The organism is Pseudoalteromonas sp. S4492, assembly GCF_005886115.1.
GTDB classification, from domain to species: Bacteria; Pseudomonadota; Gammaproteobacteria; order Enterobacterales; family Alteromonadaceae; genus Pseudoalteromonas; species Pseudoalteromonas gelatinilytica.
Genome location: NZ_PNCP01000317.1, coordinates 1 through 306 on the forward strand (window position 1 = coordinate 1; position 306 = coordinate 306).

The 306-nt window shown below is 46.4% G+C and carries 1 protein-coding gene; it reads left to right on the forward strand.

Annotation, left to right across the window (positions count from 1 at the left end; translation table 11 throughout):
- The coding region (locus CWC28_RS21705; RefSeq protein ID WP_138625783.1) for an ISAs1 family transposase at nucleotides 1–306 on the forward strand (306 nt) is incomplete at both ends.

Below are 306 nucleotides of genomic sequence, written 5' to 3' on the forward strand. Positions count from 1 at the left end.
GTTGATGGAAAGGCCATGCGAGGCTCTAAATCTCAAGGTAAGAAGCCTGTGCTTATGGTTAGCGCCTGGAGTGCCGAGCTGGTGCTTGGGCAGGAGCGTGTTGACAAGAAATCCAATGAGATTACAGCGGTACCTAAACTGCTCAAAGCTTTAGAGCTGAAAGGCTGCCTTGTCACATTGGATGCTATGGGCTGTCAGAAAAAGGTGGCTCAACAATGCATAGAGCAGGAAGCAGACTATGTTCTGGCAGTAAAAGGAAATCAGAAAAAACTCTACAAAGGCATAGAAGAACTGTTTGTCAAAGCA